General features: G+C 65.8%; 23 protein-coding genes. 14 read left to right on the forward strand and 9 right to left on the reverse strand.

The annotated features are described in order from the left end of the window. Positions 1–8 precede the first annotated feature (8 nt). Together QXZ94_RS02370 and QXZ94_RS02375 are read right to left on the reverse strand one after the other, a co-directional pair. Entirely contained in the window at positions 9–458 is a 450-nt protein-coding gene (locus QXZ94_RS02370; protein ID WP_315719070.1) for a (2Fe-2S)-binding protein, read from the reverse strand. 140 nt (positions 459–598) lie between these two features. Then, the gene (locus QXZ94_RS02375) at positions 599–1993 is read right to left on the reverse strand and encodes an MFS transporter (protein WP_315719071.1); all 1395 of its coding nucleotides are present in this window, start codon (positions 1991–1993) and stop codon (positions 599–601) included. Positions 1994–2491: 498 nt separating this feature from the next. Here QXZ94_RS02375 and QXZ94_RS02380 point away from each other — a divergent pair, with 498 nt between their 5' ends. Beyond that, positions 2492–2935: a CBS domain-containing protein gene (locus QXZ94_RS02380; protein ID WP_315719072.1), complete on the forward strand. Its 444-nt coding sequence runs from the start codon at positions 2492–2494 to the stop codon at positions 2933–2935. Positions 2936–3077: 142 nt separating this feature from the next. On the opposite strand, the gene QXZ94_RS02385 is transcribed toward QXZ94_RS02380, so the two are convergent. Then, positions 3078–3809 carry a TetR/AcrR family transcriptional regulator gene (locus tag QXZ94_RS02385; protein WP_315719073.1) on the reverse strand — a complete coding sequence of 244 codons (732 nt, stop codon included), beginning with the start codon at positions 3807–3809 and terminating at the stop codon, positions 3078–3080. Between the two features lie 18 nt (positions 3810–3827). Between QXZ94_RS02385 and QXZ94_RS02390 the strand changes: the two genes are divergently transcribed. After that, on the forward strand, positions 3828–4898 hold the full coding sequence (locus QXZ94_RS02390) for an NAD-dependent epimerase/dehydratase family protein (RefSeq protein ID WP_315719074.1): 1071 nt from the start codon (positions 3828–3830) through the stop codon (positions 4896–4898). A gap of 182 nt (positions 4899–5080) precedes the next feature. Here the strand turns inward: QXZ94_RS02390 and QXZ94_RS02395 are convergent, their stop codons facing one another. Further along, on the reverse strand, positions 5081–5716 hold the full coding sequence (locus QXZ94_RS02395) for a GntR family transcriptional regulator (RefSeq protein WP_315719075.1): 636 nt from the start codon (positions 5714–5716) through the stop codon (positions 5081–5083). Between the two features lie 116 nt (positions 5717–5832). Here QXZ94_RS02395 and bioB point away from each other — a divergent pair, with 116 nt between their 5' ends. The 5 genes from bioB (at position 5833) to QXZ94_RS02420 (ending at position 12035) form a co-directional block, all read left to right on the forward strand. Next, on the forward strand, positions 5833–6882 hold the full coding sequence (bioB, locus tag QXZ94_RS02400; protein WP_315719076.1) for a biotin synthase BioB: 1050 nt from the start codon (positions 5833–5835) through the stop codon (positions 6880–6882). A 90-nt stretch (positions 6883–6972) separates the two neighbouring features. Next, positions 6973–8130 carry an 8-amino-7-oxononanoate synthase gene (locus QXZ94_RS02405; RefSeq protein WP_409998787.1) on the forward strand — a complete coding sequence of 386 codons (1158 nt, stop codon included), beginning with the start codon at positions 6973–6975 and terminating at the stop codon, positions 8128–8130. After that, positions 8112–8744 carry a dethiobiotin synthase gene (gene bioD / locus QXZ94_RS02410; protein WP_315719078.1) on the forward strand — a complete coding sequence of 211 codons (633 nt, stop codon included), beginning with the start codon at positions 8112–8114 and terminating at the stop codon, positions 8742–8744. Before QXZ94_RS02405 ends, bioD begins: the two co-directional genes overlap by 19 nt. After that, positions 8741–10003: an adenosylmethionine--8-amino-7-oxononanoate transaminase gene (locus QXZ94_RS02415; protein WP_315719079.1), complete on the forward strand. Its 1263-nt coding sequence runs from the start codon at positions 8741–8743 to the stop codon at positions 10001–10003. Before bioD ends, QXZ94_RS02415 begins: the two co-directional genes overlap by 4 nt. A gap of 88 nt (positions 10004–10091) precedes the next feature. Further along, entirely contained in the window at positions 10092–12035 is a 1944-nt protein-coding gene (locus tag QXZ94_RS02420; protein WP_315719080.1) for an alkyl/aryl-sulfatase, read from the forward strand. Between the two features lie 52 nt (positions 12036–12087). On the opposite strand, the gene QXZ94_RS02425 is transcribed toward QXZ94_RS02420, so the two are convergent. Next, positions 12088–13158, reverse strand: a complete 1071-nt coding sequence (locus tag QXZ94_RS02425) for a glycosyltransferase family 4 protein (protein ID WP_315719081.1) — start codon at positions 13156–13158, stop codon at positions 12088–12090. A 288-nt stretch (positions 13159–13446) separates the two neighbouring features. On the opposite strand from QXZ94_RS02425, the gene QXZ94_RS02430 reads away from it, so the two are divergent. The 4 genes from QXZ94_RS02430 to QXZ94_RS02445 all read left to right on the forward strand — a co-directional run bounded on the left by QXZ94_RS02430 (position 13447) and on the right by QXZ94_RS02445 (position 19363). After that, the gene (locus QXZ94_RS02430) at positions 13447–15210 is read left to right on the forward strand and encodes an ABC transporter ATP-binding protein (RefSeq protein ID WP_315719082.1); all 1764 of its coding nucleotides are present in this window, start codon (positions 13447–13449) and stop codon (positions 15208–15210) included. A gap of 40 nt (positions 15211–15250) precedes the next feature. Next, complete coding sequence (locus QXZ94_RS02435) at positions 15251–17452, forward strand: amylo-alpha-1,6-glucosidase (protein WP_315719083.1); 2202 nt, start codon at positions 15251–15253, stop codon at positions 17450–17452. Then, complete coding sequence (locus QXZ94_RS02440) at positions 17449–17946, forward strand: PRC-barrel domain-containing protein (RefSeq protein ID WP_315719084.1); 498 nt, start codon at positions 17449–17451, stop codon at positions 17944–17946. The genes QXZ94_RS02435 and QXZ94_RS02440 overlap by 4 nt, the downstream gene beginning before the upstream one ends. Positions 17947–18037: 91 nt before the next feature. Then, positions 18038–19363: an MFS transporter gene (locus tag QXZ94_RS02445; RefSeq protein WP_315719085.1), complete on the forward strand. Its 1326-nt coding sequence runs from the start codon at positions 18038–18040 to the stop codon at positions 19361–19363. Positions 19364–19378: 15 nt separating this feature from the next. On the opposite strand, the gene QXZ94_RS02450 is transcribed toward QXZ94_RS02445, so the two are convergent. The 4 genes from QXZ94_RS02450 to fixL all read right to left on the reverse strand — a co-directional run bounded on the left by QXZ94_RS02450 (position 19379) and on the right by fixL (position 22764). Continuing rightward, on the reverse strand, positions 19379–20086 hold the full coding sequence (locus QXZ94_RS02450) for a helix-turn-helix domain-containing protein (RefSeq protein ID WP_315726037.1): 708 nt from the start codon (positions 20084–20086) through the stop codon (positions 19379–19381). A gap of 110 nt (positions 20087–20196) precedes the next feature. Next, positions 20197–20601: a response regulator gene (locus QXZ94_RS02455; protein ID WP_172111912.1), complete on the reverse strand. Its 405-nt coding sequence runs from the start codon at positions 20599–20601 to the stop codon at positions 20197–20199. A 77-nt stretch (positions 20602–20678) separates the two neighbouring features. Continuing rightward, complete coding sequence (fixJ, locus tag QXZ94_RS02460) at positions 20679–21296, reverse strand: response regulator FixJ (RefSeq protein ID WP_315726039.1); 618 nt, start codon at positions 21294–21296, stop codon at positions 20679–20681. Further along, positions 21289–22764: a sensor protein FixL gene (gene fixL, locus QXZ94_RS02465; RefSeq protein WP_315726041.1), complete on the reverse strand. Its 1476-nt coding sequence runs from the start codon at positions 22762–22764 to the stop codon at positions 21289–21291. The genes fixJ and fixL overlap by 8 nt, the downstream gene beginning before the upstream one ends. A 329-nt stretch (positions 22765–23093) precedes the next feature. Here fixL and QXZ94_RS02470 point away from each other — a divergent pair, with 329 nt between their 5' ends. The 3 genes from QXZ94_RS02470 (at position 23094) to ccoN (ending at position 26257) form a co-directional block, all read left to right on the forward strand. Next, on the forward strand, positions 23094–23927 hold the full coding sequence (locus QXZ94_RS02470; protein ID WP_315719086.1) for a universal stress protein: 834 nt from the start codon (positions 23094–23096) through the stop codon (positions 23925–23927). 36 nt (positions 23928–23963) lie between these two features. Further along, positions 23964–24389 (forward strand): HPP family protein, encoded by a 426-nt coding sequence (locus QXZ94_RS02475; protein WP_009027195.1) that lies wholly within the window; start codon positions 23964–23966, stop codon positions 24387–24389. A 221-nt stretch (positions 24390–24610) separates the two neighbouring features. Continuing rightward, complete coding sequence (ccoN, locus tag QXZ94_RS02480; RefSeq protein ID WP_315719087.1) at positions 24611–26257, forward strand: cytochrome-c oxidase, cbb3-type subunit I; 1647 nt, start codon at positions 24611–24613, stop codon at positions 26255–26257. Positions 26258–26268: the final 11 nt, after the last annotated feature.

Consider the following 26268-nt stretch of genomic DNA (forward strand, 5'->3'; position numbering starts at 1 on the left):
CGGCCTCCTCAGGCGTTCGCCGCGGCGTGGATCGCCTCGCGCACCTGCGCGAAGGTTCCACAGCGGCAGATGTTGGTGATGGCGTCGTTGATGTCCTGGTCGCTTGGCTTCGGATTGTCCTTGAGCAGCGCCGCGACGGCCATGATCATCCCGCTCTGGCAGTAGCCGCATTGCGGAACGTCGTTCTCGAGCCAGGCCTGCTGCACCTTGTGCAGGCCATTGTCCGCCGCGAGGCCCTCGATGGTGGTGATCTGCTTGCCGACCGCCTCGGAGACGGTGACGCCGCAGGAGCGCACGGCGCTGCCGTCGAGATGCACGGTGCAGGCGCCGCATTGTGCGATGCCGCAGCCATATTTGGTGCCGGTCAGCCCGGCGTTCTCGCGGATCGCCCACAGCAGCGGCGTGTCGGGCTCGACGTCGAGATCAAAAACTTTGCCGTTAATCGTCAGGTTTGCCATCGCAGATCCCTTTCGTTCAACTCGCCAGTTGAACTGAGGGGCGCACTGTGGCGCGAAGGTTGGAATCCTTCAAATCAAGAATATGCGTTTGCGGCGCGGAAGATTTGTGATGGGACGGGGTTGGAGTTTGCTCGAACTCATCAGCCCCGCGGCGGCGCCACCGCCAGCCGCAGGAAACTCATCACGCTGCCGAGCGCGGCGAAGCCGGCGCCGAGCGCCAAAGCGAGGGTTGCCCCCTCGCGTCCGGCGAGGCTGAAGCACAGCGCCGCCAGCGCCGCGCCGGTGGTCTGGCCGGTCAGCCGCGCCGTCGCGACGATGCCGCTGGCGCCGCCGCTGCGATGGGGCGGGGCGCTTGACATGATGGCCTTCATATTCGGTGCCTGGAAGAAGCCGAAGCCGATGCCGCAGATCAGCATCCGCCAGACGATGTTCGGAATGCTCGGGTTCTCCGGCAGCGTGGCGAGCAGCGCCATGCCGGTTCCGAGCATCACGAGGCCGATGCCGCCGAGCAGGCCGGCGGGAAAGCGATCGGACAGCCGCCCGGCGATCGGGGCCATGATCGTGACGGCGAGCGGCCAGGGCGTCATGAAGAAACCGGTCTCGACCTGCGAGCGCTGCAATATGTCCTCGAAGTAGAACGGCAGCGACACGAAGCCGAGGCCTTGGACTGCAAACGAGCACACCGCCGTCGCCGCCGACAGTGCGAACACGCCGCGGCGGAACAGGTCGATCGGCAGCATCGGCGCGGGATGATCAGCCTGCCGCCGCGCGAGGATGATGCCGAGCACCAGCGCGCCGACCAGTTCGGCCACGACCATGGCCGGTGTCGCGCCATGCGCGGCGCTGCCGATGCCGGTGATGAAGAGACCGAGGCACAGCGCGGCGAGGCCGGCGCCGAGGAAGTCGAAGGCGTGCTCGGCGCGCGGCGTCTTCGGCAGCATCTTCAGGCCGATGGCGATTGCGATCAGGCCGAACGGCAGGTTGATCGCGAACAGCCACGGCCAGGAGCCGAGCGAGAGAATGGCCGAGGCGATCGTCGGCCCGAAGGTGAAGGAGATGCCGACCACCAGCGCATTGTGGCCGAGCCCGCGCCCGAGCATCTTGCCGGGATAGACATAGCGCACCAGCGCGGTGTTGACGCTCATGATGCCGCTGGCGCCGAGCCCCTGCAATGCGCGGGCGATCACCAATGTCGGCAGCGACCAGGCCAGCGCGCAGCCGACCGAGGCCAGTGTGAACAGCAAGAGGCCGCCGAGATAGATGCGCTGGTGGCCGACGATCTCGCCGAGCGCCCCGAGCGGCAGCAGGGTGGCGACGAGAGCGATCTGATAGATGTTGACGACCCAGACCACCTCGGCCGGCGAGACGTGGAGATCATTGGAGATCGACGGCAGCGCGATGTTGGCGATGGCGACGTCGAGCGAGGCCATCGACAGCGCGGTGAAGATCGCCGCGATCGCCCAGGGCCGTTGGCTGGCTGGCAGGCCATCGGCGCCGTCGCCGGCGAGCTTCGAAGCGTGGTGGCGGTTGGACATGGGGACCTTTTGGGCCTTTGGTGAGCGCGTCTCGGATGAGCATGTACACGGGGGCGGGTGAGAGCCCCAGCCGTCGCTGGCGCATGGCCGTATGCGTCAGGCTGCAACGCGAGATGGCCCATGCAGAAGGAGCTAACCCCGTCTTGCTCCGTCATTCCGGGGCATTCGCGCGCAAAACGGCGCAGCCGTTTTGAAGCAGCGCGAATGAGCCTGGAATCCATAACCACGGACGGAGGTGGGGCGCGAGACGCCCACCACCAGCCTGCCTCACACGATGTCCTGAGGGTATGGGTTCCGGGCTCGTGCTGCGCTTGCGGCCGACTGCGTCGGCCTCAAGCTCCGCGCGCCCCGGAACGACGCGGGGGAGAGTGCGGTCCGCGTGCTCATGGCCTCGCCGGCGGCATCGTCACGGTGCTGACGCGGACATCTATTTCGACTATCTTCCGATGCAAACTGGCCATCAAGGCAGAACAAGGCAGGGAGCCCACGAGGAGATCAATGAGCACAGTCAAAGACGCTCTGGCGCAGAAGAGTGGCGCCCTCATCCATGTTCGGTCCCGCGACATGGTCGTCGAAGCCTTGCGCCAGATGCGCGACCATCGGGTCCGGTCGGTGCTGGTCATCGACGACGACGTGCTGGTCGGTATCGTCACCCAGGGTGACTGCGCCATCAAGGTGCTGCTGCCTGGGCTCGATGCGAAGGAGACGCCGGTCGGCCAGGTGATGACGGCCAACCCGGTGACAGTCAGACCGGACCACCGGCTCGACAGCTGCATGGCGATGATGTCCCAGCGCGGCTTTCGCCATCTGCCGGTGCTGAACGCGGGCAGGGTGGTTGGCGTGATCTCGATCGGAGACGTCGTCAAGAACATCATCCGGGATCTGGAGCACAACGTCGACGACCTGATGGGCTACATCATGAAGGACGGCCCAGGGGGCTGACAGGCGACCGGTGTCCGCTGATGACCACAGCGGATTCTGGTGGGGCAACAACGAGTGTCCTTGCGCAGACGTCCCGCTTCAGAGGTCGAAGACCGTAGGCGGATGCGATGCGTCGCACGGCGTCGGCCGATCCTGCTCGCCTTCAATCAAGCCCGGCGCGGAAACCAGCACAGAGCGTTCGGACGACGTTGCGAGCCATTTGCTCGCTCGGAAGATTGGCTGCAGCCGCAGCTGCGACGTGAGCGGGATGAACGAAAACAGTGACTGCATCTCGTACGACGCCGGCTGCAGCATCAACATCGTCGACCTTTATTTCACCGCGTCTTTTCGCGTCAGCAAGAATGCGGGCGATGAGCGACGTCATGGCCCGAGAATAGGCCGCGATGATCTCCGGCCTCTCCTCCACGATGCGACGGTACAGCCCGTAGACTTCCGGATCGGCAGCGAAGCGCTCGCGCTTGCGTGCGTGCAGCGCAAGCACGATGCCTTCTATCCGCTCTGCGAAAGGTCCTTCAGCCTCCGCGAAGCGAGTAGCCATTTCTTCCTCATCACGCATGGCCTCGATGACCAGGGCATCGAAGAGGTCAGCTTTGGAGCGGAAGTGACGATAGATCGTCGTGTGTGACGTGCCCATGGCTCGGGCGACATCGACAACGTTGGTCTTGGCTTCGCCATGACGTCGCACCTGGTCACGTGCGGCATCGAGGATCTGCGCCCGAAACGAATTTTCGTCGTCAGGGGAAGGGGTTGTGGGGTTGGAAGCCTTCGATTTCATGGTCATTTCACAATAGCGATGCGTGCCTGAATACGCAAACGAACAAAATATGAAATATGTTCGTTGACTTTTGAACGGGCGGCCATCAAGGTTGGACATCAACCGAAGAGGTCCGTCATGATTGCTTCCGCTTCATCGCCCCGCCCTCCGCGCCTCGCGCTTGTCACTGGTGGCTCAGGCTATGTCGGAAGTCGCCTGATCGCGCGTCTTCTCAGCGAGTCTTGGCAGGTGCGCGCGCTCGCCCGCAGCGCCGACAGCGAGGCGAAGGTGAAGAGCCTCGGAGCGAGTCCCGTCCCCGGCGAACTCAACGACGAACAATCGCTGCGACAGGCGATGGATGGGTGCGAGGTCGTGTTCCACGTCGCCGCGCATTTCAAGCTTTGGGGGCAGCCGAAGGTCTTCGATGCGGTCAACGTCGAAGGGACGCGCTCGGTCGTCAACGCTGCAGCTGCGACGACCAGCGTGCGCCGCGTGGTCGCAGTGAGCGCTGCGGCCGTTGTCATGGGTGATCCCAAACCCATGTTCGATGTCGACGAGAGCCTCCCTCTGCAGACGCGCGCGTTCTCGCCTTATGGATCATCGAAGGCCGAAGGTGAGCGCGCCTTGCTTGCCGCCAACGGCGCGAGGCCAGGTCTGGAGACAGTCGCACTGCGGCCACCGTTCATTTGGGGCGGCGAGATGCCGACCCTTGATCACATGGTGCAGACGGTCCATGCCGGCCGATGGCAGTGGGTCTCCGGCGGCGAACAGGCCATGTCGAGCTGTCATGTCGACAATCTGTGTCATGCGCTGCTTCTCGCCGCAGACGCGGGTCGGGGCGGCCACGCCTATTTCGTCGCGGATGCCGAGCGGAGCACTTTGAAAAGCTTCATTTCATCACTGCTTGCCACGCGCGAGGTGACTGCACCGGACAAGGCGATCTCGTTCAGGATGGCCTGGATCGCCGCTGGCATCATGGGCGCCGCGTGGCGTGGACTGCGCATGAAGGGCGAGCCGCCGATTACGCGGCAAATGTTACGCCTTATCGGCCAGCCGTTCACAATCAGCATCCGAAAGGCTCAAGCCGAGTTGGGCTACACGCCGCAGATCACGATGCACGAAGGGCTGTCCGCGATGCGGAAGACCCAGCCAAAGTTCGCTGGTGCGTATGCCCCACAGGTCGAACGCCGCGCGAGCGTTGCCTCGTGACGACCTTATCAGGCCGTCTCGGTGCCTGCTTGTCGGAAGTCCCGTCGCCTTCGCGCGAGCGTGCTGCCGCCGCGCGCGTCTGCACGGACTAACACCTACGATCAAGGACCGCCAAAATTGCCTGACCAGGCGGGACGTCAGCTGCGCCTGATCTAACCGAACGTCCGAGTCGCCGTGTCGAGCTAAGCGCCGACCGGGCGCGCCAATCGCTCGATCGTCTGGTTATGCCGCGTCAGCAGCTCGCACGCATGACCGATCTGCCGCTCGCGCAGCGCCTGCAGGATCAGGCGGTGATCGCCGTTGCTGCGCGGGCGCCAGCCGGCGGTGCGGGCCATGGTGAGCACGAGGCGCGAATTGGCGAGACGCAGTCCGTCGAGGCTCGCGAGCAGGCGCGGCATCGCGCAGGGCGCAACCAGCGCGCGGTGGAAGGCGCGGTTGGCGGTCTCGAATTCCTGGATGGTCTCGGCGTTGTCGCCCTCGATCAGCGCGAGTTCGATCGCGGCGAGATGCGCCGGCGTGTAGCGCGGCGCGGCATTGCGCAGCGCCACCACTTCGAGCGCGACGCGCATCTCGACGATCTCCTTGGTGGACTTCGCATCGAGCGGCGCCACCCGCACGCCGCGCCGGGGCGCTGCGACCACGAGATAGAGCGCCTCGAGCTGCCGGAACGCCTCCCGCACCGGCACGTGGCTGGAGTTGAACTCGCGCGCGATGTGGTCCTGGCGCAGCGGCGCGTCCGGGAGCAGGGCGCCGCTGACGATGCGTTCGGTGATCGCTTCGGCGATGCGATGCGCCGTGGTGACGTTTTCGTCCTGCATGATGATAGATTATCTATCGAAAAACCTGATGCGGGGGAAGCTTCGGTATCCTACGGTCTGAGCTGGACGACTTTCATAGATAATATCTATGAAAATCTATAATTTGGAGTATGAACATGGCCGAGGTGAGCCGCTCGTCGTCGCAGCAGATCGAGCATGGCGACGCTGTGCGTCATGATTGGACGAGGGACGAGGCCGAGGCGCTGTACGGCCTGCCGTTTCCGGACCTGATGTTTCTCGCCCAGTCCACGCATCGCCGGCATTTCGATCCGACCCGGCTGGAGACGGCGAGCCTGCTCAGCATCAAGACCGGCGGCTGCCCGGAGGATTGCGGCTACTGCTCGCAGAGCGCGCATTACGACACCGGGCTGAAGGCGACCAGGCTGATGGACCATGATGCCGTCGTGGCGACCGCGCGGCGCGCGAAGGCCGCCGGTGCGGAGCGCTTCTGCATGGCAGCGGCCTGGCGCAGCCCGAAGGACCGTGATCTCGACCAGGTCTGCGACATGGTCAGCGCGGTGAAGGGGTTGGGCATGGAGACCTGCGTGACCCTGGGCATGCTGACGCCGCCGCAGGCGCAGCGGCTCAAGCAGGCCGGGCTCGACTACTACAACCACAATGTCGATACCTCGCCCGAGTACTACGACCGCATCATCACCACGCGCACCCTGCAGGACCGCATCGACACGCTGGCACATGTGCGCGAGGCCGGCATCAAAACGTGCTGCGGCGGCATCATCGGCATGGGCGAGGAGGTCGACGACCGGCTCGGCATGCTGGTGCTGCTCGCCAATCTCGCCGCGCATCCGGACAGCCTGCCGATCAACGTGTGGAACGAGGTCAAGGGCGTGCCGGTCAACGACACGGCGGCGCGGCCCGACGGAATCGCGCTGGTGCGGCTGATCGCGGTGGCGCGGATCATGATGCCACGGAGCGTGGTGCGCCTGTCCGCCGGCCGGCAGTATATGAGCGACGAGCTGCAGACCCTGTGCCTGCTGGCCGGCGCCAACTCGATCTTCATCGGCGACGTGCTGCTGACCACGGCCAATCCGCAGGCCGCACGCGACGCGGATCTGCTCGCGCGGCTCGGCATGACATCGTCCTTGTCGGCGCGCGCCGGCACCAGGGGCGAGGGCCACGCCGCCGACGTTTCGCCCGCGGCCTGATCCGAACATCTCATCAGCATCACGACGCGCGCGGCTTGCCGCGTGGTGCCGATCCTTGCCGTCGACCGACCGAGGGGCGCAGCGATGACCATGCCTTCGAACAGATTGGCGATCTATGCCGACGGTCTCCAGGCGCTCGCAGCCGATGACCGGCTGCGACGGCTCGTGCCCAGGTCGGGTCTGGATTTCTCCTCCAACGACTATCTTGGCCTCGCGCAGTCGCCGCGTATCAAGCGCGCGGTCGCCGCGGCCATGGAGGCGGGCACGCCGGTCGGCGCCGGCGGCTCACGGCTGCTGCGCGGCAATTGCGCGGAGCACGAACGGCTCGAGGTGGAGGCGGCGCGGTTCTTCGGCGCCGACGGCGCACTGTTCTTCGGCTCTGGCTACGTCGCCAATTTCGCCGTGCTCACGACGTTGCCGCAACGTGACGATCTGCTTCTGCTCGATGCGCTCGTCCACGCCAGCACCCACGAGGGCGCACGTGCCGGCCGCGCCGAGATCTGTCAGTTCGCCCACAACGATGCGCAGGCCGCCGAGGATGCGATCATGATCTGGCGCCGGGACGGCGGCGTCGGCCGGCCCTGGATCGTCGTCGAAAGCCTCTACAGCATGGATGGCGACATCGCGCCCTTGGACGATCTGATCGCGGTGGCTGAACGGCACGACGCCTTCCTGTTGATCGACGAGGCGCATGCGACCGGCGTGCTCGGTCCGCAGGGGCGGGGCCTTGCCGCCCGGTTCGAAGGCCGCGACGACACGGTCATCGTGCACACCTGCGGCAAGGCGCTGGGCGCCGCGGGCGCGCTGGTCACGGCGCATCGCGTGCTGCGCGAGACGCTGGTCAACCGCTGCCGTCCCTTCATCTTTGCCACGGCGCCGTCGCCGCTGATGGCTGTGGCCGTCTTGGAGGCGCTGGCGATTCTGCTGGACGAGCCGGAGCGGCAGCAGAGGCTGGCGCAACTGGTGGCGTTCGCGCATCGCGAGATCGCCGCGCGCTTCGGCCGGACCTGGTCGTCCTCTCAGATCATCCCCTACATCGTCGGCGACAATGCGCGCGCGATGGTTCTTGCCGCCGGCCTGCAGCAGCGCGGCTTCGACATCCGCGGCATCCGGCCGCCCACCGTGCCCGCCGGGACCGCGCGTCTCAGGCTGTCACTGACCTTGAACGTCGACGAGGCCGCGATCGCGGCGCTGCTCGACGCGCTGGTCGAGCTCGAAGGAGAGCAGCGATGGCGCAGCGCATCGTAGTCACGGGCACCGACACCGGCATCGGCAAGACCGTGTTCGCGGCCGGCCTGACGGCGCTGCTCGGCGCCCGCTATTGGAAGCCTGTGCAGGCTGGCCTTGCCGAGGCGACGGACTCGCGCCGTGTCCAGCAGCTCGCCGGGCTCGCCGACGACCGTGTGATCCCCGAACGCTACCGATTGGCCACGCCCGCCTCGCCGCATCTGGCGGCGCGCCTCGACGGGATCAGCATCGATCCGCTCCGCCTCGATCCGCCCGACTCGGGCGACGTGCCGATCGTGATCGAAGGCGCCGGCGGCGTCATGGTGCCGCTCGACGGCGACACGCTGTATCTCGACGTCTTCGCCCGCTGGCGGTGCCCGGTGGTGCTGTGTGCACGCACCAGCCTCGGCACCATCAACCATTCGCTGCTGTCATTGGCGGCGCTGCGCAGCCGCGGCATCGACATGCTCGGCGTGGCCTTCATCGGCGACGCCAATCCCGACGGCGAGGCGACGATCTGCCGTCTCGGCGCGGTCAAGCGTCTCGGCCGCCTGCCCTGGCTCGCGCCGCTCACCGGCTCCTCGCTGCAGCAGGCCTTCAGAGACGAATTTCGGCGGATGGACTTCGAGCGATGACAGGCGCGGCTTCACCGATCTGGCATCCATTCACCCAGCATGCGCTGCAGCCGCAGATGACGCCGATCGTGCGCGGCGAGGGCGCCTATCTCCATGCGGCCGACGGCCGGCGCATCATCGACGCCATCGCCTCGTGGTGGGTGGTCACGCATGGTCATTGTTGTCAGCATATCGTGCGCGCGATCCAGGCGCAGGCCGAACGGCTGGATCAGGTGATCTTCGCCGGGCACACCCACGAGCCGGCCGAGCAGGTCGCCGCAGGCCTGCTGGAGCTTGCGCCAGCCGGCCTGGCGCACGTGTTCTTCTCCGACTCCGGGGCCACCAGCGTCGAGGTCGCGCTGAAGATGGCGCTCGGCTATTTCAGGAACATCGGCGCGCCGCGCACGCGCCTCGTGGTGATGCAGCATTCCTATCACGGCGACACCATCGGCGCGATGTCGGTCGGCGCGCGCGGCGTGTTCAACGCCGCCTATGAGCCGCTGCTGTTCGACGTGGCGGTCGTGCCGTTTCCGGCTCAGGGCCGCGAGCAGGCGACGCTCGATGCGCTGGCCGCGATCTGCGCGCGGGATCGTCCGGCAGCCTTCATCGTCGAGCCGCTGGTGCTCGGCGCCGGGGGCATGCTGATGTACCCGCCCGCCGTGCTGCGCGAGATGCATCGGATCTGCCGTGCGTTCGGCGTGCTGTTCATCGCCGACGAGGTGATGACCGGCTGGGGCCGCACCGGGACGCCGTTCGCCTGCGCGCAGGCGGACATCGCGCCCGACATCGCCTGCTACGCGAAGGGGCTCACCGGCGGCACGCTGCCGCTCGCGGTGACGCTCTGCAACGACGCCATCTTCGAGGCGCATCTCGCGGCCGATCGCGCACGAACCTTCTTCCATTCCAGCTCGTACACCGCCAATCCGATCGCGTGCGCGGCGGCATCAGCCAATCTCGAGCTGTGGCGCCAGCCCGAGACGCCGGCGCGGGTCGCCGCGGTCGTGGCAGCGCAGCAGCGTTGCCTGGCGCGCTTCCGCTACGATGAGCGTTTCTCCGATCTCCGGCAGTGCGGCACCATCACGGCGCTCGATCTCCATGCCGATGAGCCCGGCTATCTCGCGGAGGTCGGGCCGAAGCTCCAGGCGTTCTTCCGCGACAGCGACGTGCTGCTGCGGCCGCTCGGGCACACGATCTACGTGATGCCGCCATATTGCGTCACGCCGGATGATCTCGACACGATCTATTCGGCGATCGACGCGGCCGTCGATCACGTGCTCTGAGGAGTCGTTCCGCCGGGCGCAATTTGCGCTTCACGAGTCCCCGCATTAGCATCGTACGAACGAAGTTCGTTGCGGGGAGGAGGCAGTCATGAACGCACCGGCCGGCGGTGGCAGCGCCAAGGAGACCAAGGAGGCCAGCCTGGCCGTCAGTGCGGCGCAGCAGGCGACGCTGGAGACGCTGCCGTTCGACGACACCGCCGATTTCGACGATGCCGCGCGCGGCTTTCTCGGCACCATCGACCAGGCCAAGGTCACGACGGCGCAGGGGCGCAGCGTCTGGAGCCTCGAACCCTACGGCTTCCTCGACGCCGAGGATGCGCCGCCGACCGTCAATCCCAGTCTGTGGCGGCAGGCGAAGCTGAACATGCATCACGGCCTGTTCGAGGTCGTCCCCGGCGTCTACCAGGTGCGCGGGCTCGACATCGCCAACATGACCTTGATCGAGGGCCGCACCGGCGTCATCGTGGTGGACACGCTGACCTCGATCGAGGGCGCGCGCGCTGCGCTCGATCTCTACTATCAGCATCGCGGCACGAGGCCGGTCATGGCCGTGATGTTCACGCATACCCACACCGATCATTGGGGCGGCGCCCGCGGGGTGGTGGATGAGGACGCCGTGACCAGCGGCCGCGTGCCGCTGATCGCGCCCAACCTGTTCATCGAGCACGCCGTGTCCGAGAACATCATCGCGGGTCCCGCGATGCTGCGCCGGGCGCAGTATCAGTTTGGGCCGCTGCTCGCGAAAGGTCCCAGGGGGCATGTCGATTGCGGGCTTGGCAAGACGATGGCGGCGGGCGGCGTGGCGTTGCTGCGGCCAAATGATCTGATCATGGCGACCGGCGACACCAGGACCATCGATGGCGTCAGCTTCGAATTCCAGATGGCGCCGAACAGCGAGGCGCCGGCGGAGATGCATTTCTTCGTGCCGCGCTACAAGCTGTTGAACCTCGCCGAGAACTGCACGCACAACTTCCACAATCTGCTGCCGTTTCGTGGCGCCGACGTGCGCGACGCGCTGGCGTGGTCGAAATATCTCGGCGAGGCCCTGCAATTATGGGGCGGCAAGGTCGAGGTGATGTGCGGCCAGCATCACTGGCCGGTCTGGGGCGCCAGCCGCATCGACGGCATGATCCGCGAGCAGCGCGATCTCTACAAGTTCGCGCATGACCAGACCCTGCGGCTGATGAATCACGGCCTGACGGCAAATGAAATCGCCGAGCAGATCGCGCTGCCGAAAAGCCTTGAAGGCGCGTGGCACGCGCGCGGCTATTACGGCCACATCCGCCACAATGTGAAGGCGATCTATCAGAAATATCTCGGCTGGTACGACGCCAACCCGGTCAATCTCGATCCGCTGCCGCCGGTCGAAGCCGGCAGAAAGTACGTCGCCTATATGGGCGGCGCGGAGCCTCTGCTTGCACGGGCGCGCGAGGACTTCGCGAAGGGCGAGTTCCGTTTCGTGGCGCAGGTCGTCTCTCATCTCGTGTTCGCCGAGCCCGACAACGCCGAGGCCCGTGCGCTGCTCGCCGATACGCTGGAGCAGCTCGGCTATGCCGCCGAAAGCGCGACCTGGCGCAACGCCTATCTGTTCGGTGCGCAGGAGCTCCGTCACGGCATGCCGGAGGTGCCGGCACGTCCGGGCATGCCGCGCGAGACCTTGGCCGCGTTGCGCACCGAGCAATTATGGGATGTGCTCGGCGTGCGCCTGAACGGACCCAAGGCCGAGGGCAAGCACATCGTCCTGAACTGGACCTTCACTGACACCGGCGAGCGCTTCACGCTCACCTTGCAGAACTGCGCGCTGACCTATGCCGTGGGGGTGCAGGCTTCCACGGCCGACGCCGGCTTCACCCTGGCGCGCGCCACGCTTGACGAGATCATCGCCAAGGCGACGACCTTTCCGGAAGCCGTCGCTGCCGGCAAGATCAGCTTCGTGGGCAATCCGATGCGGCTCGCCGAACTGATGTCGCTGATGGACGAGTTTCCGCGGATGTTCGAGATCGTCGAGCCGAAGCGCGCGAAGGTGACTTGAGAAAGACGGAGGAGGTCGGCCCGTCCGGTCACCGACCTCCGTGATGCGTCGATCATTCCGCGCTGCTGACCAGCCGGATGCGCGGCTCGGCGCGCTCGATCAGACGGCGGTAGGCCGCGAGATAATCAAGCGCCATGCGCCGCGCGGTGAAGCGCTGCTCGAACCGCTCGCGCACGCCGGCGCGGCTGAGATCGCGGAGGCGGCCCACGGCGGCGACGGCGCTGAGCTCGTCCTCGACGACGAAGCCGGTGACGCCGTCGTCGATCACCTCGGGAACCGAGCCGCGGTTGTAGGCGATGACCGGCGTGCCGCAGGCCATCGATTCGATCATCACCAGGCCGAATGGCTCGGGCCAGTCGATCGGCAGCAACAGCCCGAGCGCGCCGGACAGGAACTCCGGTTTCTCGTGGTCGCCGATCTCGCCGATATACTCGACCAGCGGGTTGCCCCGGATCAGCGGAGAGATCAGCTGATCGAAATAATCCTGGTCGGCGCGATCCACCTTGGCGGCGATCTTGAGCTGGATGCCACAGCGCATCGCGATGTTGATGGCGCGGTCGACGCCCTTCTCCGGCGCGATGCGGCCGAGCACCGCAAGATAGCTCGGCGTCACCGGCCGGGGCATCAGCAGCTGCTCGGGCAATCCATGCAGAACGGTGCGCACCCAGTTGGCATTCGGCACCGGGCGGCGCTGCGAGTCGGAGATCGAGATGACGGGAACATCCTTGAATATGGAGAACACCGGCTGATGTTCCGGCAGATCGAGCCTGCCATGCAGCGTGGTCAGGAACGGGGTCGGTTGCCGGTGGAACAGCGAGAACGGGTAGTAGTCGAGATGGAAGTGCAGGATGTCGAATTCTTCATCGTCGCATTTCTGGCGGACGCTCTCCAGCATCACCATGTGCAGCGCGTTCGGGTCTCTGACGGATCCGTCCAGGCGCAGCGCCTTCGGCCATGTCGGAGAGAGCTTCGCCGAGGTTTGCGAATCGCCGCTGGCGAACAGCGTGACGTCGTGACCGAGGGCCACGAGCTCCTCGGTCAACCAATGAACGACCCGCTCAGTGCCGCCGTAGAGCTTCGGAGGCACGGCCTCCGTCAATGGAGCAACCTGCGCAATGCGCATCTCACCGTCTCCTGTTCGTGATCATGGATGAAGCCCCCAATCGGCACCGGCACTGCCGCAGCGGGAACGTGGTCGCAGTGGTGAAGTTCCGGTGCTGCGATCACTCTTTCTTCGACACAACGTGTTCCCACGCGTCTCATTGATGCCCGCATCGTCTTCGAACCCGTTCGGCACGCGATCATGCAGATGCAGCAGGGCGGCTGTGCCGATGCTCCGGGGAACCGAAGAAACTAGGCCCCGTTCATCTCGCCGCAGCGGGTGTGTTGCGAACAGTCGTACGGGACAGACATGGATCAGCTATCAGGCTACGCGCACCGGCCCTTCCCCTTCGTGATGCGCTATCTGCGCAAACGTCAGGCAGCTCACATCGTCATTCTGACATCGGTCGCCGGTGCCGTTGCCTGTTCGGTAGGCACGCAATATGGCGTGAAGTTCCTCGTCGATAGCCTCTCCGCGGGCGTGCGCGGCAGCAGCAGCGTGTGGTCGGCCTTTGCATTGCTGATCGCCTTGATCGCCACGGACAATATTCTGTGGCGCGTCGCGAGCTGGATCGCGAGCTTCACCTTCGTGGGCGTGACCGGCGACCTTCGTCGCGACATCTTCCGTCATCTCACGGGACATTCTCCCAGCTACTTCGGCGATCGCCTGCCGGGCATGTTGTCGAGCCGCATCACGGCGACGTCGAATGCCGTGTTCACGGTTGAGAACATGTTCGTCTGGAACGTGCTGCCGCCATGTCTCGCGACGGTGGCGGCGATCTGCCTGATTGGAACCGTCAGCGGTCCCATGGCCATTGGCCTGCTGTTCATTGCGGCCATGATGGTCATGGCGATGTTCCGGCTTGCCGCTGCTGGCAAGCCGCTGCATGATGATTTCGCCGACAAGGCGGCGATGGTCGATGGCGAGATGGTCGACGTGATCTCGAACATGCCGCTGGTGCGCGCGTTCTGCGGTCTGCGCCACGAGCATGATCGGTTCGATGCGACCGTCGACAAGGAGCTGGAGGCGCGCGGGCGCAGCCTTCGCTACCTCGAGAAGCTGCGCATCCTGCACGCGACGGTGACGATCGTGCTGACGGTGGCGCTGATGGCGTGGGCGATCTCGCTGTGGCAGAGGGGCGGAGCGACGACAGGGGATGTCGTTCTGGTCTGCACGCTCGGCCTGTGCATCCTCAATGCGACGCGTGATCTGGCCGTGGCGTTGGTCGACGTGACCCAGCACGTCGCGCGCATGAGCGAGGCCATCGCAACCCTGTTGCAGCCGCACGAGCTGCGCGATCACCCCGAGGCCGAGCCGCTGGTCAAGAGCGGCGCGGCCATCGCCTTTCACGACATCACCTTCCATTATCCCGGCGGGCACAAGCTGTTCGAGAACTTCTCGCTGCGCCTGCAACCGGGCCAGCGCGTCGGCCTTGTCGGGCAATCCGGCGGCGGCAAGTCGAGCCTGTTCACGCTGTTGCAGCGGTTCCACGATCCGCAAGCCGGCCGGATCACGATCGACGGCCAGGACATCGCCAAGGTCACGCAGCAGAGCCTGCGCGAGGCGATCTCGGTGGTGCCGCAGGACATCTCGCTGTTCCATCGCTCGATTCTGGAGAACATCCGCTACGGCCGGCCGAGCGCGACCGATGACGAGGTGCTTCGGGCGGCCATCGCGGCGCGCTGCGACTTCGTCGACACGCTGCCCGAGGGATTGCAGACCATGGTCGGCGATCGCGGCGTCAAGCTGTCCGGCGGCCAGCGCCAGCGCATCGCGATCGCGCGCGCGTTCCTCAAGGATGCGCCGATCCTGCTGCTCGACGAGGCGACCGCGGCGCTCGACAGCGAGTCCGAGGAGGCGATCCGCGAAGCGCTGAGCCGTCTGATGCGCGGCCGCACCGTGATCGCGATCGCGCATCGCCTCGCGACCTTGCGCAATTTTGATCGCGTCGTGGTGCTCAAATCAGGCACGATCATCGAGGATGGCGCGCCCGACCGGCTCATGCAGAGCGAGGGTCCGTATCGGGAACTGGTCACTCAGGAGATCGACCGGCTCGCCAAGTTCGCCGCCTGACCGTTCGCGGCGCCGCGCTTCAACATCGCACGAGGTCAACATGTCGGCCGAGCTCGCAAGCACACGTACATCGATGGCCGGTCTGGACGAGCCGGCGGAGCAGCCGTTCTACATTCCGATGACGGGACCCGCGGCACGTCCGCGGCGCTCGCTCAAGCACGACGACACCTTCATCGTGCTCGACGGCCATGGCGACATCGGCGCGTCGGCGGGCGGGCCGGACGGACTGTTCAATGCCGATACGCGCTATCTCGCTCGGCTCGAGCTGACGCTCGACGAAGTGCAGCCGCTGCTGCTCGGATCGAGCCTGCGCGATGACAATTCGGCGCTGACGATCGATCTGACCAACCCGGACATCTACGAGCAGGGCCGATTGGTGCTGCCGAAGGACATGCTGCACATCGTGCGCACCATCTTCCTGTGGCGCGGCACGGCCTATCAGCGCATCGGCCTGCAGAACCACGGCGATCGCCGCGCCAGCTTCGATCTCAAGCTGAGCTTTGACAATGACTTCGCCGATCTGTTCGAGGTGCGCGGAACCGTGCGGGCGCGGCGCGGCAGCGGCTCGGGCCGCCTGATGGGACCGTCGGACGTGATGCTCGACTATCGCGGGCTCGACGGCGCGATCCGCACGACGGCGCTGCATTTCGATCCGCGTCCGTCCCGGCTCACGATCGATGTCGCAACCTATCACTTCGAGCTCGACCCGCAGCAATCGACGTCGCTGTTCATTGCCGTGACATGTAACGCCAGCACCGGTGAGCCGCCGGGCCGTTTCTTCCGCAGCCTGCTCGCTCATCGCCGCGAGATGCGCCGGTGCACGCAGGGGGCGACCAGCATCGAGACGTCGAACGACATCCTCAACGAGGTGTTGTGCCAGGCCGCGGCTGATCTCAACATCCTGATGACGGATACGCCGGAGGGACGATATCCCTATGCCGGCATTCCCTGGTACTCGACGACGTTCGGGCGCGACGGGCTGATCACGGCGATGCAGATGCTGTGGGTCGATCCGCGCATCGCCCGCGGCGTGCTGCGGCGGCTCGCGCGCCATCAGGCGAAGCGGACCGACCCGCTTGCCGATGCCGAGCCCGGCAAGATCCTGCACGAGATGCGCGGCGGCGAGATGGCGGCGCTGCGCGAGGTGCCGTTCGCCTGCTACTACGGCAGCGTCGATTCGACGCCGCTGTTCGTGCTGCTCGCGGGCCTCTACATCGAGCGTACCGGCGACATCGACACGTTGCGGGAGCTGTGGCCGGCGATCGAGCAGGCGCTGAAATGGATCGACGGACCGGGCGATCCCGATCGCGACGGCTTCGTCGAATATCAGCGTGCGTCCGAGCAGGGGCTCGCCAATCAAGGCTGGAAGGATTCCTACGATGCGGTGTTCCATGCCGACGGCCGCCTTGCCGAAGGCTACATCGCGCTCGCGGAGGTGCAGGGCTACGTTTTCGCCGGCAAGCAGCTGGCCGCGCGCTGCGCGCGCCGGCTCGGCAAAGCCGACATGGCGGACCGGCTCCAGGCCGAGGCTGCGCTGCTCGCCGAGCGCTTCGAGGATGCCTTCTGGTGCGAGGAGCTCAACACCTATGCGCTCGCGCTCGACGGCACCAAGCAGCCGTGCCGGGTGCGCACCTCCAATGCCGGGCAGCTGCTGTTCAGCGGCATGGTGCGCGAGGATCGCGCCCGTAAGCTGGCCGCCGATCTGCTGCGGCCGCATTTCTTCTCCGGCTGGGGCATCCGCACCGTGGCCTGCGGTGAGGCGCGCTACAATCCGATGTCCTATCACGACGGCTCGATCTGGCCGCACGACAATGCGCTGATCGCGCTCGGCCTGGCGCGCTATGGCCTCAAGCATGCCGTCGAGCAGGTGTTCCGCGGCCTGTTCGAAGCGGCCTCCTACATGGATCTGCGCCGGCTGCCCGAGCTGTTCTGCGGCTTCCGGCGCGAGAAGCACCGTGGTCCCACGCTCTATCCGGTGGCCTGCGCGCCGCAGGCCTGGGCCAGCGCGACGCCGTTCACCCTGCTCGAAGCAGCCCTCGGGCTCGAATTCGACGCGGAGCGCGGCCAGATCCGTCTGCGCAATCCGCGCCTGCCTGCGTTCCTGGACTGGGTGGTGCTGCGCGATCTCAGGCTCGGCGGTTCGGCGATCGACCTGCGCATCCGCCGCCATGGCGAGGATGTCTCCATGGAGGTGCTGCGGCGGCGCGGCCAGATCCAGGTCTCGCTGGTGCTGGCGCAATGACGGGGCTGAAACGGAATTGGCGCGGCGGCGCCGTCGGTTTCGCCGTGCTGTGGCTGCTGCTGGGGTGCGCCACGAATGGCCATGCACAGGTGCCGACGGCGCCCGCCAAGGATGCGGCTGTGCCTGCCAAGGAGCCGGCACCGCCGCCTTCGGTAACCATTCTCGGCGCCCGCGATGCGCATGGCGTGCTGGGCCGTGACGTGCGCAGCTCGAACGGCGAGGACATGGGCCACATCGTCGACGTCATCGTCGATCTCACCGGCACCGTGCGTGCCGCCGTGATCGATTTCGGCGGCTTTCTCGGCGTCGGCAGCCGCAAGATCGTGGTCGACTGGACCGCGCTCGATTTCAAGCACATCGCCGAGAAGAGCGACCGGGTGACCCTCGACCTCACCAAGGAGCAGGTCAAGGCCGCACCTGAATACAAGGAGGACAAGCCTGTCGTCGTGCTTGGCGCAGCCGGCAAGCTGTCCCCCTGGGATTTCGATCATTGAGTTGATGTGTGTGAGTCCGCTCTGCGCCCGTGCAGCGGATCATGGCGGGGAGTTTGTGTCCCGCCAGCCTCATGAGTTGAGACGTGAAACCATGCCGATTGCACGGCCGTCCAGATCACCTGACCGGGAGCCCGGGTCCGACCGCGCGGCGGAAGATGGCGCGCGTCGTGAGGCCGTGCAGGATCATGGCCGGACGATGGCGAGACCCGTGCCCTCCCGGCAGAGCCTGCGCGGGCTCGACTGGTTCATCTTCTTCCTGGCCGACGTGCAGACCGGCTTCGGGCCGTTCATCGCAGTGTACCTCACGACGCAGAAATGGACGCAGGCCCAGATCGGTCTGGTGCTGTCGATCGGCGGCATCGTCGGACTGATCGGGCAGATGCCAGGCGGCGCGATCATCGATGCGGCCAGGTCGGAACGGCGGGTGGCCGGGCTCGCCGTCGCCGCCATCGGCTGCAGTGCGCTGGCCTACGCCGTATGGCCGATTTTTCCCGTGGTCGCGGGCGCCGCAACCTTGCATGCGGCGGCGAGCTGCGTGCTGGGCCCGGCCATCGCCGCCATCAGTCTCGGGCTGGTCGGTCCGCGCGGCATGGCGGAGCGACTGGGGCGCAACGCGCGCTTCGCGTCGCTCGGCAGTGGCGTGGCGGCGGCCGTCATGGGGACCTGCGGCTATCTCATCTCCAGCCGCGCGGTTTTCCTCGTGACGTTCATTCTCGCCTTTCCCACGCTGATCGCGTTGTCGCGCATCCGCGAGCGTGAGATCGACATTGCGCGCGCCCATGGCCATGCCCTCCGGGAGGACAGCGAGGGGGCGCGGCTGTCGGGTCTGCTCGGCCTGCTGCGCCAGCGTGCATTGCTGGTATTTGCGCTCGGCGTGTTCCTGCTGCAGCTTGCCAATGCGGCGATGCTGCCGCTGATGGCGGGCGTGGTGACGACGAAGTCGAGCGAATGGGCGCCGATGCTGATCGCCTTCTGCATCGTCGTGCCGCAGGCCATCGTGGCGCTGACCTCGCCATCGGTCGGCGCGGTGGCGCAGCAATGGGGCAGGCGGCCGCTGCTGATGCTGGGGTTTGCTGCGCTCACCGTTCGTGGTGCGCTGTTCGCGGTGGTTCACGACCCCTACGTGCTCGTCGCCGTGCAGATCTTCGACGGGGTCACGGCCGCCGTCTTCGCCGTGATGATTCCATTGACGGTGGCCGACGTTGCCTTCGGCAGCGGCCACTTCAATCTGGCTCAGGGGATCGTCGGCACGGCGACCGGGATCGGCGCCTCACTGTCGACCGTCATGGCGGGCTTCGCCAGCGACAGATTCGGCAGCGCCACCGCCTTCATGGGGTTGTCGGGCGTGGCGCTCGCCGGTCTCTTGCTCATCGCGCTGCTGATGCCGGAGACGGGGCAGCGCGAGGTCAGGGCGTGATGCGGGTGGGACGCCTCAGGCGTCCATGCTGCGCAGGCGCTGGCGGTTGCGGAGCACGATCTGGCGCGCGCCCGAGAAGCCGAGAACGCCCTGGCTGTGCAGCTGCGACAGCGCGCGGGAGACGGTCTCGAGGGTGAGGCCGAGATAGTCGCCGATGTCGCGGCGGCACATCGGCAGCGCCATCATGCCGGCCACGGCAAGGCGGCGGTCCATCTCGAGCAGGAAGGTCGCGACACGCTCCATCGCGGTCTTGCGGCCCAGCAGCAGCATGTGGTCCTCGGCATGGCGGAGGTCGTGAGCCGTCATGGTCCAGAGCTTGCGGGCGACCGCGACGTCGGTGCCGGCGGCCTGTTCGAGGCTGCGGCGCTTCACCAGGCGCACGGTGGTGTCGATGATGGCTTCAGCGGCGAGGCGGTGGGCGGAGCCGAATTCGAGGCCGAACACGTCGCCGGGAAGATGGAAGGCGCCGATCTGGCGGCGGCCATCGGACAACAGCTTGTAGCTGCGCACGGCGCCGGAAATCACCTGATAGACATACTCGGCCGGCTCGTCCTCGCCATAGATCTCCTCATCTTTCTTGTAGGAGAACTCGCTGGCGATCAGCCCGGCATGACCGGTGATCTCGGCAAACGGATTGGCGGCGGGAGAGGGGACAGCAGGCGAGGGGACGGTGTGGGTGGCGTTGGTGCTGACGACCGAATTGGCAATCGACTGATTGAGCATGACCATCTCCTTGCGGCGGATGGCGATGTGGTACACGGCGGCTCCCGTTAAGGACATTTGGGCCGTTATCTTAAGGGGGTTCCCCTACGTAGATCTACGTAATGGGGCGCTCAGGAGGCGCGCTGGGCGGTAGCCGAATGGTCGTTGGCGATCGCCTTGCGAATCCGCTTCACCAGATTGTCGTCCAGCAGCGGCTTGAGCAGAAAGTCCTGGATCCCGACCGCGGCGGCGCGGGCCGCCAGCCGATCGTCGTAATGGCCGGTGATCAGCACCACCGGAGCCGTCGCGCCCTGCTTGCGCAACCGTTCCGCGAGTTCGACCCCGTTGAGCTCGGGCATCTTGTAATCGACGACGAAGCAGTCGACCAAAGCGTGATCCGAGGCCTTCAGCAGCGCGGTGCCGCTGCGAAAAGTGCGCACATCGAAGCCGTCGGCTTCCAGCAGGAAGCGCAGCGAGCCGAGCACGTCGGCATCGTCGTCGGCTACGTAGACCGTGGGTTTCATGTGAGCCGACATCGCACGTGCCGCGAGAATGTGATGTTGAACCGAGGCGCAACATAACACTCGATTCTGTCAAGGCAGCTTGATCTAGCTCAATCCTTCAGCGCGCCCGCGCGCATCGCAAGACGCACCAGCTCGGAGAGGCTGTTCGCTCCCATCTTGGTCATCACGTTGGCCCTGTAGACCTCGATGGTGCGCGGGCTGATGTCGTATTCGCGGGCGATCAGCTTGTTAGAGAGTCCGGCCATCAAGCCGTCCATCACCTGGCGCTCCCTCGGGCTCAGGCTGGCGATGCGACCGAGAATGTCCTGCGTGACCGATTCGTTCTTCGCCGCCGGCTCGGCCTGCTGGATCGCCGTCTCGATCATGGCGACGAGGCGCTCGTCCTCGAACGGCTTCTCGAGGAAGTCGACCGCGCCGAGCTTCATGGCTTCGACCGCGAGCGGCACGTCGCCATGTCCGGTCATCACCAGAATCGGAAAACTGCTGCCGGCAGCCTTCATGCGCTTGAGCAGCTCGATGCCGTCGATGCCGGGCATCCGCACGTCCGAGACGACGCAGCCGAAGGCGAGCGTCGGTAGCCGGTCGAGGAAGCTTTGCGCATTCTCGAACAGCGTGACCTTGAATCCGGAGGAATCGAGCAGGAAGTTCAGTGAGTCCCGCATCGCCTCGTCGTCGTCGATCACATAGACCTTGGCCTGTTCAGCCATCATGCTCAACCTTGGTTGGGGCGGCCGGCAGGGTGAAGCGGAATGTCGCCCCGCCTGCCTCGTTGTTCTCGGCCCACATGCGCCCGCCATGGGCCTCGATGATGGAGCGGCTGATCGAGAGCCCAACTCCCATTCCGGTATCCTTGGTGGTGAAGAAGGTCTTGAAGAGGTTGGGCATGACGTCGTCGTGGAATCCCGTTCCGGTATCGGACACGGCAACCTCGATCAAGTCGTCGCTGACCCTGTGATTGGTCGCGGCGAGCTCGCGCCGGGGCGCATGCGACATCGCCTCCAGCGCATTGCGGAACAGGTTCACCAGCACCTGCTGGATCTGGACCCGGTCGGCCAGCACGAGGTCGGCGTCCGGATTGAGCTGGAACCGCAACTGCACGTTCTGCTCACGGGCGCCGGCAAGGCCCAGCGCGCCAGCCTCCTCGATCAGCTTGGACAGGCTCTCGACCCGCTTTTCCGATTCGCCCCGTGAGACGAAATCGCGCAGCCGGCGGATGATCTGACCGGCGCGAATCGCCTGCTCGGCGGCACGGTCCATCGCGCTCTCGATCTTGCCGGTGTTCGGATCGCTGCTGCCGGCGAGCAGCCGGCGCGAGCCCTTCATGTAGTTGCTGATGGCGGCGAGCGGCTGGTTCAGCTCGTGAGCCAGGGCCGAAGCCATCTCGCCCATGGCGCTGAGGCGCGAGACATGGACCAGCTCCGACTGCAATTCGCGTAAGCGCGCCTGGGTCTGCTGGTGCTCGGTGAGATCATGGGCGAAGCCGGTGAAATAGGGCTTGCCGCCGGACTGCATCTCGCCGATCGACAGATGCATGGGAAACGTCGAGCCGTCGCGGCGGCGTCCGGTGACGATCCGGCCGATGCCGATGATGTGCCGCTCGCGGCTGGCATGATAGCGGAGCAGGTAGCCGGCGTGGCGCGATCGGTCGGGCTCGGGCATCAGCTCGCTGACGTCGAGGCCGACCGCCTCTTCCTCGGTGAAGCCGAACATCCGCTCGGCCGCGGCGCTGAAGAACTGGATGGTGCCGCTGCCGTCGATCACGATCATCGCGTCGGGCACGGTGTCCAGGATCGAGCGGAAGTGCTGCTCGCGCAGGCGCAGCGCCTCTTCCAGTCGCTTCTCCTGGTCGATGTCGAGGGCGATGCCGCGCAGGTGCCGCGGCTGGCCATCCTCATCCGGGACCACGCCGGCGAGCACGCGGATCCAGTGTCCGCCGCCCGGCACCTTGAACGACATGTCGAACCCGGAGCCCTGGTGGCGGGCATGCTCGATCGCGGCTTCGACCGGGGCACGGTCCTCGCTGGCCAGCAGCGACAGGAACGAGCCATAGGTGACCGGCTGGTCGGCCGCGATTCCGAACAGCTTCCGCGTGGTCACGGACCAGTAGAATTCACCCGAGGCGAGGTCGAGATCCCATGCGCCGAAGCCCAGCGAGTGGGAGTCTTCGGGGCGGATGGATGCGTCGGGAAAGGGTTGGGTGACGCCGCGCACTTGGAAGCTTTCGATCGATTCGCCGTTATGGCCAGAAGCAGAGTTGTCAGGAGCAGAGCTGCCGTGAGCAGCCCGGAGAAGACCGGGAAGCCCTACGGTATTCTATACCAGATTGCGCTATTGCAACCCGGGCCGACGTAACTTTGGTTCGCCAATTCAAGGCTTTCTCCGATGTTGGGCGGGTTCCATCGGTTTCTTGCCGTCCGGGTTCCGCTGCGGCACTTTGATCTAGCTCATCACGGTAGGTGATTTCACCTCTAAGAGCTGCATGGAAGCATTGTTTGGAGAGACGGATGACGTTCGCGACTGTCATGGTGAGCCTTGCGCTCAACCAGCCCAATGAGGCCCGTCTCCAGGTCGCGGGCGATCTCGCGGCCCGGTTCGACGCCGGCATCATCGGCGTTGCGGCCGCGGAATTCACGCCTCCGCTCTATTTCACCACCGGCGAGCAGGCCCAGGAGCTGGTCGAGCAGGGCGAGGGCGCCCTGCAGAACAGGCTGGCCGAGCTCGAGCAGCAGTTTCGCTCGGTCGTCGGCGAGCGGGCCGCTTCGCTGAGCTGGCGCAGCGCGCTGGATTTTCCCGCCCGCTACGTCCTGGCCCAGGCGCGCGCGGCCGATATTCTCGTCACCGGGAGCGCGCCTCCCGGCATGTCCGATGCGTTTGCGATCGCCAGTCCCAAGGATCTGGTGATGGAGGCCGGACGGCCGCTGCTCGTCGTTCCCGACAATGTCGGCTGGCTCGATCTCGGGACCGTGCTGGTGGCCTGGAAGGAGACGCCGGAGGCGCGCCGGGCGGTCATGGACGCGCTGCCACTGCTCGCCAAGGCGAGCGACGTGGTCGTGGTCGAGATCCTTGAGAACAGCTCGGACTATGATGCCTGCGAGGCGCGCCTCGGCGACGTGGTCGCCTGGCTCGGCCATCACAAGATCACCGCCTCGGCCCGCGTCGAGGAGCCGGGGACGGCGCGCAACGTGGCCGCCAAGCTCGACGCCGTGGCCGCCGATCTCACCGCCGGGCTGGTCGTCGCCGGCGCCTATGGCCATTCCCGATTCCGCGAGCTCGTGCTCGGCGGCGTCACCGAGCATCTCGTCACGCGCACCGAGCGCTGCGTGCTGCTGTCGCACTGAATTTCAACCGCTCCATCCGAGAACAGGATTGCCGCCTTGTACAAATTTCTCGAGGACACCGCCGGCAGCTACATGACGCGCACGATCACGACCGTGACCCGCGAGACGACGATTCGCGAGCTCGGCGACATGTTCGACCGCGACGATTTCAACACCTACCCCGTCGTCGAGAACGACGAGGTCATCGGCATCGTCACCAAGTTCGACGTGCTGAAATGCTTTGCGTTCACGCCCAACCAGATGCTGCCGCGCTACAGCGACCTGATGAACAGGACGGTCGCCGACGTGATGACGTCCGAGTTCATCTACGTCAGGCCGGACACCAAGCTGACGCGCGTGCTGCAGCTGATGGTCGAGCATCGCATCCGCAGCCTTCCCGTGACCGACGGCGACAACCGTCTGGTCGGCATCATCGCCCGCGAGGACATCGTGCGGGCGCTCGCGGCCGCGGCCAAGGACTGACGGCGGGCGCCTCGATCCGGAACTGATACGGAAGTCTAAGATCACATCGTCCCGTACGCATCCTCTGCGTGCGGGACGATGTGCTTTGCTTGCACGTCGCCGCGCTTGGTCGTGCAACACCCGGCTCTTTAACGGCGAACGGATCGCAAGGTTGATTTCGATCAATTCCACGTGTGAGCGATTGTGGTTGCTGGGCTCGTGTTCTTTCAGCGAGATTCCGCATGAGCGCGTCCTCATCCACAAAATCCATGACCATCGGCGAAAGTGGCTTATCGCTCATTTTCGCCGTCACCGCCTTCTTGTGCGTCTTCGCTGCGGCGAAGGCACTGGATACGGCCTTCGCGTTCCACGCCTCGCTCGCGGCTGCCGCCAGCGCGGCGTCCGTCTTCTTCATCCTCAACCGCTACTTCGAGCGCGGCGAGCTGCCGCCGCAGGAGATCAATGGCCGGCCGAACTACAATCTCGGCCCGGTCAAGTTCTCGTCGTTCATGGCCATGTTCTGGGGCATCGCCGGCTTCGCCGTCGGTCTCATCATCGCCTCGCAGCTGGCCTGGCCGGCGCTGAACTTCGATCTGCCCTGGACCAGTTTCGGCCGTCTGCGGCCGCTGCACACCTCGGCGGTGATCTTCGCCTTCGGCGGCAACGTGCTGCTGGCGACGTCGTTCTACGTCGTGCAGCGGACCTGCCGCGTCCGCCTCGCGGGTGACCTCGCGCCGTGGTTCGTGGTGGTCGGCTACAACTTCTTCATCCTGATCGCAGGCACCGGCTATCTGCTCGGCGTCACCGAGGGCAAGGAATACGCCGAGCCCGAATGGTACTCCGATCTGTGGCTGACGATCGTCTGGGTGGTCTACCTGCTCGTGTTCTTGGTGACGATCATCAAGCGCAAGGAGCCGCACATCTTCGTGGCGAACTGGTTCTACCTGGCCTTCATCGTCACGATCGCCGTGCTGCATCTCGGCAACAACCCGGCGCTCCCGGTGTCGGTGTTCGGCTCGAAGTCCTACATCGCCTGGGGCGGCGTGCAGGATGCGATGTTCCAGTGGTGGTACGGCCACAACGCGGTCGGCTTCTTCCTGACCGCCGGCTTCCTCGCCATCATGTACTACTTCATCCCGAAGCGGGCGGAGCGGCCGGTCTATTCCTACCGGCTGTCGATCATCCACTTCTGGGCGCTGATCTTCCTCTACATCTGGGCCGGCCCGCACCACCTGCACTACACCGCGCTGCCGGACTGGACGCAGACTCTCGGCATGACCTTCTCGATCATGCTGTGGATGCCGTCCTGGGGCGGCATGATCAACGGCCTGATGACGCTGTCGGGAGCTTGGGACAAGCTGCGGACCGACCCGGTGCTGCGCATGCTGGTCGTCTCGGTCGCCTTCTACGGCATGTCGACCTTCGAAGGTCCGATGATGTCGATCAAGGTGGTCAACTCGCTCAGCCACTACACCGACTGGACCATCGGTCACGTGCATTCCGGTGCGCTCGGCTGGGTCGGCTTCGTGTCCTTCGGCGCGCTGTACTGCCTGGTGCCGTGGATCTGGAACCGCAAGGGTCTCTACAGCCTCAAGCTCGTGAACTGGCACTTCTGGACGGCCACGCTCGGCATCGTGCTCTACATCTCGGCGATGTGGGTCTCGGGCATCCTGCAGGGTCTGATGTGGCGGTCCTACACGGCGCTCGGCTTCCTCGAATACTCCTTCATCGAGACCGTCGAGGCGATGCACCCCTTCTACATCATCCGTGCCGCTGGCGGCGCGCTGTTCCTGATCGGCTCACTCATCATGGCCTACAATCTCTGGATGACGGTCCGTGTCGGTGAGGAAGAAGTTCAGTCGCCCGTCGCTCTTCAGCCGGCGGAGTGAGGTATCCAACC

It is taken from the genome of Bradyrhizobium sp. SZCCHNS2022, assembly GCF_032377575.1.
Lineage (GTDB): Bacteria > Pseudomonadota > Alphaproteobacteria > Rhizobiales > Xanthobacteraceae > Bradyrhizobium > Bradyrhizobium aeschynomenes.

What these genes read in the sequence shown, in the direction of transcription:
- bioD (WP_315719078.1), top strand. Translation starts at nt 8,112, where the DNA reads ATGGCGCAGCGCATCGTAGTCACGGGCACCGACACCGGCATCGGCAAG.
- bioB (WP_315719076.1), top strand. Translation starts at nt 5,833, where the DNA reads ATGGCCGAGGTGAGCCGCTCGTCGTCGCAGCAGATCGAGCATGGCGAC.
- QXZ94_RS02380 (WP_315719072.1), top strand. Translation starts at nt 2,492, where the DNA reads ATGAGCACAGTCAAAGACGCTCTGGCGCAGAAGAGTGGCGCCCTCATC.
- QXZ94_RS02385 (WP_315719073.1), bottom strand. Translation starts at nt 3,809, where the DNA reads ATGTCCAACCTTGATGGCCGCCCGTTCAAAAGTCAACGAACATATTTC.
- QXZ94_RS02445 (WP_315719085.1), top strand. Translation starts at nt 18,038, where the DNA reads ATGCCGATTGCACGGCCGTCCAGATCACCTGACCGGGAGCCCGGGTCC.
- QXZ94_RS02425 (WP_315719081.1), bottom strand. Translation starts at nt 13,158, where the DNA reads ATGCGCATTGCGCAGGTTGCTCCATTGACGGAGGCCGTGCCTCCGAAG.
- QXZ94_RS02450 (WP_315726037.1), bottom strand. Translation starts at nt 20,086, where the DNA reads ATGCTCAATCAGTCGATTGCCAATTCGGTCGTCAGCACCAACGCCACC.
- QXZ94_RS02430 (WP_315719082.1), top strand. Translation starts at nt 13,447, where the DNA reads ATGGATCAGCTATCAGGCTACGCGCACCGGCCCTTCCCCTTCGTGATG.
- QXZ94_RS02415 (WP_315719079.1), top strand. Translation starts at nt 8,741, where the DNA reads ATGACAGGCGCGGCTTCACCGATCTGGCATCCATTCACCCAGCATGCG.
- ccoN (WP_315719087.1), top strand. Translation starts at nt 24,611, where the DNA reads ATGAGCGCGTCCTCATCCACAAAATCCATGACCATCGGCGAAAGTGGC.
- QXZ94_RS02395 (WP_315719075.1), bottom strand. Translation starts at nt 5,716, where the DNA reads ATGCAGGACGAAAACGTCACCACGGCGCATCGCATCGCCGAAGCGATC.
- QXZ94_RS02370 (WP_315719070.1), bottom strand. Translation starts at nt 458, where the DNA reads ATGGCAAACCTGACGATTAACGGCAAAGTTTTTGATCTCGACGTCGAG.
- QXZ94_RS02375 (WP_315719071.1), bottom strand. Translation starts at nt 1,993, where the DNA reads ATGTCCAACCGCCACCACGCTTCGAAGCTCGCCGGCGACGGCGCCGAT.
- QXZ94_RS02470 (WP_315719086.1), top strand. Translation starts at nt 23,094, where the DNA reads ATGACGTTCGCGACTGTCATGGTGAGCCTTGCGCTCAACCAGCCCAAT.
- QXZ94_RS02455 (WP_172111912.1), bottom strand. Translation starts at nt 20,601, where the DNA reads ATGTCGGCTCACATGAAACCCACGGTCTACGTAGCCGACGACGATGCC.
- QXZ94_RS02390 (WP_315719074.1), top strand. Translation starts at nt 3,828, where the DNA reads ATGATTGCTTCCGCTTCATCGCCCCGCCCTCCGCGCCTCGCGCTTGTC.
- QXZ94_RS02440 (WP_315719084.1), top strand. Translation starts at nt 17,449, where the DNA reads ATGACGGGGCTGAAACGGAATTGGCGCGGCGGCGCCGTCGGTTTCGCC.
- QXZ94_RS02420 (WP_315719080.1), top strand. Translation starts at nt 10,092, where the DNA reads ATGAACGCACCGGCCGGCGGTGGCAGCGCCAAGGAGACCAAGGAGGCC.
- QXZ94_RS02405 (WP_409998787.1), top strand. Translation starts at nt 6,973, where the DNA reads ATGCCTTCGAACAGATTGGCGATCTATGCCGACGGTCTCCAGGCGCTC.
- QXZ94_RS02435 (WP_315719083.1), top strand. Translation starts at nt 15,251, where the DNA reads ATGTCGGCCGAGCTCGCAAGCACACGTACATCGATGGCCGGTCTGGAC.
- fixJ (WP_315726039.1), bottom strand. Translation starts at nt 21,296, where the DNA reads ATGGCTGAACAGGCCAAGGTCTATGTGATCGACGACGACGAGGCGATG.